The following is a 10,971-nucleotide window of genomic DNA, read 5'->3' as shown; positions in this document are numbered from 1 at the left end:
CACCCGATCCGAACGAGAGCCTGAGATGTCCTCCCTGCCCGAGGGGGGACATCGCCTGTTCTCGCACGCCCGTCCGAGACTCCGCCGGAGGACTGCCATGCCCACTGCCCTTGCCCGCCCTAGACACGCTCGCCGGCGTCTGCTCGGCGCAGCGATGGCGTGGACGCTCGCCCTCACCGGCGCCGGCGTCGCCGCCGCGGCACCCGCATCGGCCGCACCCCAGGACGAGGTGCGTGGAACCGTCTTCCGTGACTTCAACGGCAACGGCTTCTTCGACACCGGCAACGCCGCAGGAACCGGACAGGCGAACGACCGTGGGCTCGCAGGCGTGACGGTGACCGTCGTCGACGGCGCCGGCAGCGTGCTCGGCCAGGCTCAGTCCGCCGCCGACGGCACCTATGCGATCGACGCCTCCGCGGCGAGCAGCCCGGCCGTCGGGGTGCAGTTCTCGGGCTGGCCGCAGATGTATCAGCCGAGCGGCACGAGCACGGCGGGAAGCAACGGCACGAGCGTGCAGTTCGCCACGGTCGGGCAGTCCGGGGTCGACTTCGCGCTCAACCAGCCGGGCGACTACTCCCAGGCCGAGGCGCCGATCGTCACGTCCATCCAGCGGGCGGGCACCCCGACGACGGCGCAGGGCGGCTCCCCGGCGGCCATCAACGGCGCAGCCATCACGGCGCTGCCGTACGAGGCGAGCTACCGGGGCGCGCAGCCGTCCGGATTCGCGAATCTCACGACCCTCGCGACCTTCGGCGAGGTCGGCGCGGTCTCGAGCGTCGTCTACCATCCGCAGTCCAACAGCGTCTTCGCCTTCGCGACGTACAAGCGTCAGAGCGGACTCGGATCGCTCGGCATCGGCGGCGTCTACCGGGTCAGCGACGTGCTCGGCGCCGACGGCAAGCCCTCGGATGCCGGCTCTGTCACCCCGTGGCTCGATCTGACCGCTCTGGGGATCGATCTCGGCACGGCGGCGACGAACGCCGCTCGCGGACTCACCTCCGCGACCACCGCGACCCACGATGTGGACGGCTTCGAGAAGGCCGGAAAGATCGGCGTCGGCGGCGTCGCCCTCTCGGCCGACGGCTCGACGCTGTTCTTCATCAACCTCCACGACAAGAAGCTGTACTCGATCGACGTCTCCGACCCCTCCGTCACGCCGACCGGCTACACGTCCTGGGATCTGGGGCTCGGCGACGGCCAACGCCCCTGGGCCGTCACGGTGCACAACGGGTCGATCTATGTCGGCTACGTCGACTCCGGCGAGACCGCGTCCGGTTCTCGCCCCGGAGTCTCGGCCGCCGCCGCGGGCCTGTCGCTGCACGTGCTCTCGACGCCCGCAGCCGCGCCCGGCACCTGGACCGAGGTGCTCTCCTCGTCGCTCGGCTACGCCAAGGGCGACGTCGCACTGGGCGCACTCAGCACGCAGGCCAAGCGCTGGAACACGTGGACCGACACGTGGACGTGGACGGGGGGCTCGGTCAGTGAGCCCAACGGGGGCTGGCACATCTACCCCCAGCCGATCCTGTCGAGCCTGTACTTCGACGACGAGGGCTACCTGAGCCTTGCTCTGCTCGACCGCACCGCGATCCAGGGCGGCAACCGCAACTGGGGCACGGTGAGCACCGGCTCCTACGAGACCGCATCCGGCGGCGACCTGCTGATCGCGGCGCCCAGCGGAGCGGGCTTCGTCATGGAGAACAACGGCGTGGTGGGCACGCGCACCGCGGCCGTGGGCGCGACGCCCGAAGGACCCGGCGGGCGCGAGTTCTACGACGACCGCCAGAACCTCGGCAGCGGAACCTATCACCGGGAGAACACCCTCGGTTCGGTCATCGGCATGCGGGGTACCGGTGAGGTCGTCGCGACGACCTACGACCCGCTCGGCGGCATCCGCTTGGGCGGCCTGCAGTGGTTCAACCAGAACAACGGCCGCTCGCTCTCCGGCTATGAGCAGACCGCCGACGGCGGCGGCACGCCCTCGCCCGACGGGACGTTCCAGAAGGGCGGCGGTCTCGGCGCCGTCGCGCTGGTCGCGCGGGAGGCGCCGGTCGAGATCGGCAACCGCGTCTGGTTCGATGCCGACCAGGACGGCATCCAGGATGCCGATGAGCCGTCGATCGCGGGCGTGACGGTCGAACTGCGCGACAGCACCGGAACCGTGGTCGCCACCAAGGTGACCGACGAGAACGGCGAGTACTACTTCCGCTCCGACGCCGACGGCTTCGCCACCTCCGGCGACTACACGGTGACCTTCGTGAAGCCCGCCTCGGGCACCATGGACCTGCGCGGACCCAACGCGACGAGCTTCGGCGCCGTGCGCTGGCAGGACGCGTCGTTCACGAAGACCGCCGCGGGCGGTGATCGGGCCGTCGACTCCGACGCGGACGCATCCGGAGTGGCCTCGGTGACGATCGCCGGAGCCGGATTCAACGACCACACGATCGACGCCGGTTTCATCGCGAACGTTCCGTTCACGGTGGAGAAGGACATCGACGCCTCGGGCGGCGCCGCGACCGACGGACAGCAGTTCACGATCGATCTCGCTGCACGCGACTTCCGCGGCGGCTCCCTCTCGCCCCCGCTGACGCAGAACAGCGTGACCCTCGAAGCGGGTGAGGTCTCCGGCACGTTCACCGTGCCCGTCGGAACCCGCATCAAGCTCTCCGAGAACGACTCCAAGGTGAAGTCGTACGCCGTGACCGGAGCGGGTGCAGCGGATGCCGATGGCTACCGCGCACTGACCGGGACGGGCACGACGCTCGCCCTCGTCGTGACGAACACCCTGTTCGCGCCCGGCACGATCACCGTGACCAAGCAGGTCACGGGCGACTTCACGCTGACTTCGGATCAGCTCGAGGACGCCGTCTTCACGGTCGCGTACTCCTCGGCCGCCGGCAGTGGAACGCTCGAGCTGAAGAGCGCGGCCTGGAAGGCGACGAGTCTTCCGCTGCCCTACGGCACCGTGGTGACCCTGAGCGAGCCCACCATCACGGGCGCCGATCCGAGCGTCGCCTTCGCGACTCCCACCTGGAGCGCCGGCGACAACGGCGACGGCACGGCGACGGTGACCGTCGGCGACGGCACCGACACCGCGCTCACGCTCACCAACCCCTCGACACTCCTGACCGGTACCTTCTCGATCACCAAGGACGTCACCGGGCCCGGCGCCTCGCGGGTGCCCGCGTCGACGGCCTTCGTCGCCCAGTACTCCACGGACGGCGGCGCGACGTGGACCGACCTCGCCGAGGTCACCGACGGCGACACCGTCGCGGGACCCGCGACGCTGCCCACCGGATCGACGGTCCTGGTGCGCGAGAAGACGCCGCCGACCCTGCCCGACGTGGCCTGGGGCGCGGTCGCCTTCTCCGGCACAGGCGTCGTGGACAACGGCGACGGTACCGCGAAGGTCCTCATCGGCGACGGCACGACCGTGCAGGTGACGATGCAGAACCCGACGACGCCGCTGAACGGCCAGTTCTCGGTCACCAAGGATGTGACGGGGCCGGGCTCGACCCTCCTCGACGCCGACACCACGTTCGACATCGACTACACCTGGTCGGGCGGCGACGGCACGCTCAGCGTGCGCAACGGTGAGACGGCCACCTCGCCGGCGCTGCCGACGGGCACCGTCGTGACCGTGACCGAGGTCGCGCCGACGACGGGACTGCCCTCGGGCGCCGCCTGGGGCACGCCCACGCTGACCGTCGACGGAACTCCCGCGGCGAACGGCTCGACCATCACGATCGGCGACGCCACGACCATCGCCGTCGTCGTCACCAACCCCACCACCGTCACGCCCTCCGTCGAGATCCGCAAGGGAGACGGCGACCGGGCGACGGGCGCCATCGTCCACGAGGCCGACAGCGTCACGGACGGGCAGGTGTACGGCCCCGGAGAGTCGCGCAGCGTCGTGTTCCGCGTCGTCAACACCGGTCCCGAGCCGCTGCGCAAGGTGGCGCTCTCCGACGCCACGGTCGCCGGAGGCGCCGTGACCCAGCTGAGCTTCGCCTTCCCCGACGGATCGACGGCGGCGGCGGACTACGACGCCGCCACGGGAGTGTGGACGGCCGAGTGGGCGAACACGTTCGCGCCGGGCACGACCGAGTGGGCCGTCGGCGATGTGATCGTCGGTACCGCCGTGCTGACGCCCGGCGTCGGCGACGGTGCGCACCAGGACCTCGCCACGGTCACGGCCGAGGGCGCGCTGTCCGGCCAGCCGGTCGATGACGAGAACGGCTACAACGCCTTCACGGGTGCGATCCAGGTCATCAAGTACGACGGCAACCTGCCCGACCCGGCGGTGAAGGACACGGCCGGCGGTTGGATCGTGCCGGCGAAGCCGCTCCTCTCCCCGGCGCAGGACGCGAACACGGAGGACACTGCGGTGACCTACCCGGTGCTGACGCCGCAGAAGGTGCGGTGGGTCGTCACGAACACGGGTGACACCTGGCTGACCGATCTCTCGCTGGTCGACCTCACCCAGGACGGCCCCGCCGTGGGCGACGACTGGACGGCGGACCTGTCCGGCGTCGGCGGCCCTGCGGACTACTCGTTCACGAAGGACGGCAACTGGCAGGGGCTTCTCGCTCCCGGTGCCTCGTTCTTCGCCGAGGGCACGCTCACGCTGCCGGCATCGACCACGCACGCCGATCAGGTAACCGTGGTGGGAACGGTCGTCGTCCCCGAAGCGGATGCGGACGGCAAGCCGACCGATCAGCCCGCCACCGCGGGCGGCACGCCGGTCACGGCGAAGCGCGACGACGGCACCCCCTTCACCGTGACCGACGAGGACCCGTTCCACGCCGAGACGGGAGTCGGTCCCATCGTCGACATCCAGAAGGGTGACGGATCGGGGACGACCATCGCCCACGAGGCCGACACGATGACCGACGGCGAGGCGTACACGCCCGGTGAGACGCGCACGATCGTGTTCCGTTCCACCAACGCCGGCGACGAGCCTCTCGTCTCGGTCGTGCTCGGCGACGTCACGATCGCCGGCGGCGCCGTGGTCTCGATGAGCTGGACCTTGCCCGACGGCACACCGCTGCCGGCGACGCAGGATCCCGCCACCGGTGCCTGGTCGGCGTCGTGGGCGGGCCCCTGGCAGCCCGGCGACGTGATCACCGGCACGGCATCGCTCACTCTGGGCACCGCCTCCGAGGCGCACGTGGACCGTGCGAGCGTCGACGCCGTCGGCCAGCTCTCCGGCATCCCGGTGTCGGACTCGAACGACTACAACGCGTTCACGGGTGCCATCCAGGTGATCAAGTACGACGGCAACAAGCCCGACCCTGCCATCACCGACGACGCGGGAGCGTGGGTCACGCCCGCGAAGCCCCTCGTGGATCCCGCGCAGGATGCGAACGACGCCGATCACGCCGTCGAGTACCCGGTCGGTGTGGCCGAGCCCGTGCGCTGGGTGGTCACGAACGCCGGCACGACATGGTTGACCGACATCACGCTGACGGACACGACGGATGCGGGTCCCGCCATCGGTGCCGACTGGACGGCCGACCTGTCGGCCTTCGGCGGACCGGCGGACTACTCCTTCGCCCAGAGCGGTCCGTGGCGCGGCCTGCTGCCGCCCGGCGCCTCGTTCTTCGCGCAGGGAACCCTCACCCTGCCCGCCGAGCAGTCGCACGCGGACACGGTCGACGTCGCCGGTACCGTCGTGGTGCCCGCGGTCGGCACCGACGGGGTGACCCCGAGCGGGCAGCCGCTGATCGTGGACGGAGACGCCGTGCGCGCCACCGTGCCCGACCCGTCCGACCCGACCCGGCGCGTGCCGTTCGTGCTGACCGACGACGACCCGTTCCACGCCCGCACAGGTGTCGGCCCCTACGTCGACATCGAGAAGGGCGACGGCGAGGGCACGACGATCGCGAACGACGCCGACACGATGGCCGACGGTCAGAACTACGGGAACGGCGAGACCCGCACGATCGTGCTGACCGTCACCAACACGGGCGACGAGGATCTGCGCCGTGTGGTGCTGAGCGACGAGAACCTCTCGGGCGCCTCCATCCAGTCCCTGGTGTGGACGCTGCCGGACGGCTCGACGCTGGCGGCCACGCCGCAGGAGTCCGGTTGGAGCGCTCGCTGGGAGCAAACGTTCTCGGGCGACGCGGTCTGGCGTCCGGGCGAGGTCATCACGGGCTCCGCGACTCTCACGCTCGACGGGGGAGAGCCCCACGTCGACCGTGCGGTGGTCGAGGCCGAGGGCGTCGCCAGCGGCATCCCGGTCACGGATCGTGACGACTACAACGCGTTCACGTCCGGCATCCAGGTCATCAAGTACGACGGTGACAAGGCCGATCCCGCGGTGAAGGATGCCTCGGGCAGCTGGGTCGTGCCCGCGAAGCCCCTCGTCGACGCCGCTCAGGACGCCAATGACCGCGCTCACGCCGTGAAGTACAAGGCGGGCAGCGAGCACAAGGTGCGCTGGGTGGTCACGAACACGGGATCGACGTGGTTGACCGCGATCGATCTGACCGACGCCACCATGAACGGTCCCGACGTGGAGCGCTGGAGTGCCGACCTGTCGGCGTTCGGTGGGCCGGCGGCGTACGACTTCGTGGCGAGCGGAACCTGGCACGGGATGATCCCGCCCGGTGCGTCCTTCTTCGCCGAGGGGACGCTGCGCCTGGGCGAGGGCGTCACCCACGCCGACACGGTCAGCGTCGGCGGAACCCCTGTCGTGCCGGCCACCGACAGCAACGGCGTGCCGACCGGGCAGCCGCAGGTCGACGGGTCGGGTTCGCCCGTCCCGGTGACCGATGCGTCGGGAGCTCCCGTGCGACTGACCGACAGCGATCCCTTCCACGCCTACGCGCCCGAAGCGTTGGCGGTCACCGGATTGACGCTGTCGATCACGGGTGCGGTGCTCGCGGCACTGCTGCTCATGACGATCGGTCTCATGATCGTGCTGGTCGGACGAGGGCGACGCCGGGCCCGCGCCTGATCGCCGCGTGGTCACCCCGCCGCGTGCGGGGTGACCACGCGAAGCCGATATGCCGCACCTGGTGAGCGCATGCCCGCCCCTGTCCGCTGATGCGGACGGGGGCATCGGCGTGCCGGCGTCCGCCGTATCGGGCGGACGTCCCGGTGGCGCCATAGGGTGGAGTCGGCGGCGGGGTGCACGGCACCCGGGCACGTCGCCGGAGACGACCCGATGAGCCTGTCCGCTGTGCCGCGCTCCGGCGTCGGCGTCCTTGCGCGGCCCCGGCTGGTGGTCGCGCTCGACGACGCGGCGCCGCTGGTCGTCCTGCACGCCCCGATGGGATACGGCAAGACGGTCGCGATGGCGCAGTGGGCGCGAAGCACAGGGCATCGCGGTGTCTGGATGCGGGTGCGCGACGGCGGGGGTGAACCGCGTCCCTTCGTCCAGCAGCTCGCCGCGCAGCTCGCCGATGCGGGACTGCTCGAGGACGGTAACCCGCTGCGCACGGCCGCGGAGACGCTCGCCGTCGACGACGACCCGTGGGGTCTGCTCGCCCGCGGGCTCCGGCGCCGGCCCGGCCCGCTCGCGATCGCCCTCGATGACGGCGATCGGCTCTCAGAGGCCACCGTGCGAGGGCTCATCGACCTCCTCGCGGACGTCCCCGGGCTCCTCCTGCGGGTCGCTGTCCGCCGCGTCTCCCTCTTCACCGAGCCGAGCCTCGCGGTCATGGCCGACGCGGTCATCGTGGGCAGAGCAGAACTGGCCCTCACCGCCTCGGAGGCGCTCGAGCTCACCGGCGACGCTGCGACCGCCGACGAGATCGTCGCCGCCGCCGGCGTGCCGGCCCTCGCCCGCATGCTCGCGCTCGGCGAGGTCGGTGCTTCCGAGAAGAACGTCGAACAGGCCGCCCGGTCGCTGCTGCGATTGCGCGGCGGGAACTGGGACGACGCGTTCGTGGGCTTCCTCGAGACGGTGGCCGTCGCCGACGCGCTCGACGTCCGTCTGGCCGAGGCGATCTCCGGCCGATCCGACGCGCTGCGACTCCTCGAGACGGCGGAGGCGGAGGGGCTCGGTTCCTGGGAGACGCCCGGCCCGCGCGACTCCTCCGCCGTGTTCGTCTTCTCGCCGTTCCTGCGTCTGGCCGCGGAGGAGAGTCTGCGCCGCGAGCGTTCGCGACCCGAGGTGCGCGAGATCATCCGACGGGTCGCACGCTGGGAACTCGAGCGAGGTCTGGCGTTCTCGGCATTGCGGCGCGCGGCCGAGATCGACGATGCGCCGCTGGCCGACGAGGTCCTGCGTCGCCACTGGAACGAACTTCTCTCGTATCGCGCGCGTCTGACCGAGCTGTTCGCCCACGTGCCGCTGTTGTCGCTGCGCACACGGCCGCTGGTGGCGATGGTGCTGGCGATCGTCGCGAATGCGAGCGGCACCCAGCGCCTGCGTGCGCTCGAGTACTTCGGCCTGGCCATCTACGGCGCCAGGATGCAGCGGGCCACCGCGCCGCCCGCCGATCGCGTCCTGCTGCGCGCGATCGAGACCACCTCCTACCGTGTCTCGGGGCGTTCCGGAGCGCTCGCCGCCGCCCGCGACGGCTACCGTGCGCTGCAGGAGATGGATGCCGCGGAGCGGGACCGGCTGGGACGCAACGAGCCCACCGTGTACAACCAGATCGGCACGTCGCTCTTCTACGGCGGCCTCACCGCGGAGGCGCTCGACTGCTTCCGCCGCTCGACGGCCGTCAGCGACGCGAAGGGTCTGTTCGCGGGGCTCCAGGGACTGGCATTGACCGCCGGGACGCTCGCTGTGACGGGCGAGGTCGACGAGTCGCGTGAGGTGATCGATGAAGCGCTCTCGCGCGCATGGCCCGAGCGCTGGATCGACGGCTATCCGGGAAGCTTCCTCCAACTGGCGCGCGGCTTCTCGGCCCTCGAAGACGGTGACCCGGATGCGGCGGACGCCGCCATCCGCCTCCTCGATCCGCACCGCGCGACGATCGAGCACTGGCCGCTGCTGACGCACCTCGACGTGCTCGTCGCCCTGGCGCGCGGGCGCACCCCCGCAGCGCACGCCGTGCTCTCCAATGCGCTGCGCACCCAGCAGGCCCGTCACGCGACGTCCGAGTTGACGCTGAGCAGGTTGCGGCACACGCGCGCTCTCGTGCTGCTCGCGGCGGGAGATGCCGCCGGGGCGGAACGGGTCGTCGCGAAGGACAAGGACCCCGTGCGGCGCGGGGTGAGCCTCGGACGCATCGCATTGGCCGCCGGTGACGTGGAAGGCGCCGTGCGCCTGCTGCAGGCATCGGCGGGCATGGCCGCATCCGCTCGTATCGAGACGGAGCACCTCGCGCTCACCGTGGGCGCGCTCGCCCTGGGGGCAGCCGATCAGGACGGGGCCCGGCGTACGCTCGGCCGTCTCGTGGCGGTGCTCGATCAGCGTGGCCTTCTCGTGCCGCTCGCGATGGTGCCGGCCAACGCGCTCGATGCCATGGCTGAGATCGCGGTCGACCCGCGTGCGCGGGAGCTGATCGCGCGTGCGCGGCGGATCTGCATGGTCCCGGCCACCCGTCGTCGTGTGCAGCTGACCCCGCGCGAGATCGCGGTGGCGGACGAGCTGACCCGCAGTGAGACGGTCGCCGAGATCGCGGCCGCATTGGTGGTCTCGCCGAACACCGTGAAGTCGCAGCTGCGCAGTCTCTACCGCAAGCTCGGTGTCAGCTCGCGCGCCGATGCCCTTCGTGCGCTCGCAGCGCTGGATCTTCGGGGGCAGGAGCGCTGACAGGGCGGCGGGCGTAGGACGCGACGAAGCGCAGCAGCACCAGTGCGAGCAGCGCCACCACGGCGGCTGTGACGTACAGCGCGACGTAGTTGCCGCCGCGCCCGCCGAGCGGGTCGCTCCCCGCGGCGAGAAGCGCCGCGGCGGCCAAGGGGCCGACGACCTGGGGAATGGTCTCGGTCGCGTTGAGGATCCCGAGGTAGGCGCCCGTGCGTTCGGCCGGGATCGTGCGCAGGGCGAGGGCGAAGTCGACGGCGAAGAAGGTGCCCATGGCGAGCCCGCCCACGAGCGCACTGGTCCACAGCTGGACGGGCTCCGCAGCGAACGCGCGCAGGAGGGAGGCCGCGATGAGGCCGACGATGGCGGCCGCCAGGAACGGCCGGTAGTCGCCGCGGCGACCCGCGAGCAGCCCCATCGTGACGGCGGCGACGACGATGGCGCCGCCGCCGAGCACGGTGGACAGTGAGGTGATGCTCGTGGCGGAGGCCTGATCGCGCAGCATGCGATCCATCACGAAGTACAGGGTGAAGGCGGTGGTCAATGAGAACGCCGATTGCAGCAGGAGCCGCTGAACCCACACGAGGGCGAAGCCGGGGGCGAGGGCGAAGCGAGAAGCCTGCGGGGAGGGCGACCGCTCCGGGGCGGCCACGGCGGCGGAGTCCGGGACGAACAGGACACACAGGACGACCGCGACCACCGCCGCGGCGGGCATGATCGCCGAGGCGAGCACCAGCTGGGTCGGGAGGGTCGCCGCGATCACGAGCGGCGGGAGGGTGCCGAGGAAGGCGGCCGCCGCGAAGATCCCTGAGGCCCCCGCGCGCCATCTCTCCTCGACCGTGTCGGCGAGCTGGGCGGCCGCGGTGGCCAGCACCGCGTTGTAGCAGACCTGCATACCGACCCACGCGAGCACCAGGGTGAACAGGTCGTTCGCGCTCAGGAGCCACCAGGCCGCCAGCGGTCCGGTGAGCGCACCCGCCAGCATCCACGGGCGGCGCCGGCCCCACCCGGCGCGCGTGCGGTCCGAGAGGAACCCGACGAGCGGGTTGGCCACGATCGCGGCGAGGGCGCCGGCGGCGATGATCACCGCGAGTGTGCCCGCGCGGTCGGCGGTGGGGACGAGGGCCGCCACCCGCACCGGGAGCCCCACGACAGCGGGCGCGGTCAACGCTCCGAGAGCGGCGAGGTTGACGGCGGCGAGGAAGGGGACGCTGCGCAACGCGCGGACGGGGGCGACGGCGTCGGGCATCACGGCCTTACGT

The 10,971-nt window shown here is 71.6% G+C and carries 3 protein-coding genes; 2 read left to right on the top strand and 1 reads right to left on the bottom strand.

Annotated elements, in window-relative coordinates:
* The first annotated feature begins 97 nt into the window (after positions 1-97).
* A complete protein-coding gene (locus QE374_RS05920) occupies positions 98-6,961 on the top strand; it encodes a DUF5979 domain-containing protein (RefSeq protein ID WP_309733013.1) in 6,864 nt (2,287 codons plus the stop codon).
* A gap of 210 nt (positions 6,962-7,171) precedes the next feature.
* Positions 7,172-9,715: a LuxR C-terminal-related transcriptional regulator gene (locus QE374_RS05915; protein ID WP_309733012.1), complete on the top strand. Its 2,544-nt coding sequence runs from the start codon at positions 7,172-7,174 to the stop codon at positions 9,713-9,715.
* Here the strand turns inward: QE374_RS05915 and QE374_RS05910 are convergent.
* Entirely contained in the window at positions 9,651-10,958 is a 1,308-nt protein-coding gene (locus QE374_RS05910) for an MFS transporter (RefSeq protein WP_309733010.1), read from the bottom strand. The genes QE374_RS05915 and QE374_RS05910 overlap by 65 nt on opposite strands.
* Between the last annotated feature and the right edge of the window lie 13 nt (positions 10,959-10,971).

Source organism: Microbacterium sp. SORGH_AS_0428 (assembly GCF_031453615.1).
Taxonomy (GTDB): domain Bacteria; phylum Actinomycetota; class Actinomycetes; order Actinomycetales; family Microbacteriaceae; genus Microbacterium.
Note: the sequence above shows the minus strand (reverse complement) of the source record. Positions and strands in the feature narration are given on the sequence as shown.

Coding starts and splice junctions, on each gene's coding strand:
- QE374_RS05920 (WP_309733013.1), top strand. CDS start 98: ATGCCCACTGCCCTTGCCCGCCCTAGACACGCTCGCCGGCGTCTGCTC.
- QE374_RS05915 (WP_309733012.1), top strand. CDS start 7,172: ATGAGCCTGTCCGCTGTGCCGCGCTCCGGCGTCGGCGTCCTTGCGCGG.
- QE374_RS05910 (WP_309733010.1), bottom strand. CDS start 10,958: ATGCCCGACGCCGTCGCCCCCGTCCGCGCGTTGCGCAGCGTCCCCTTC.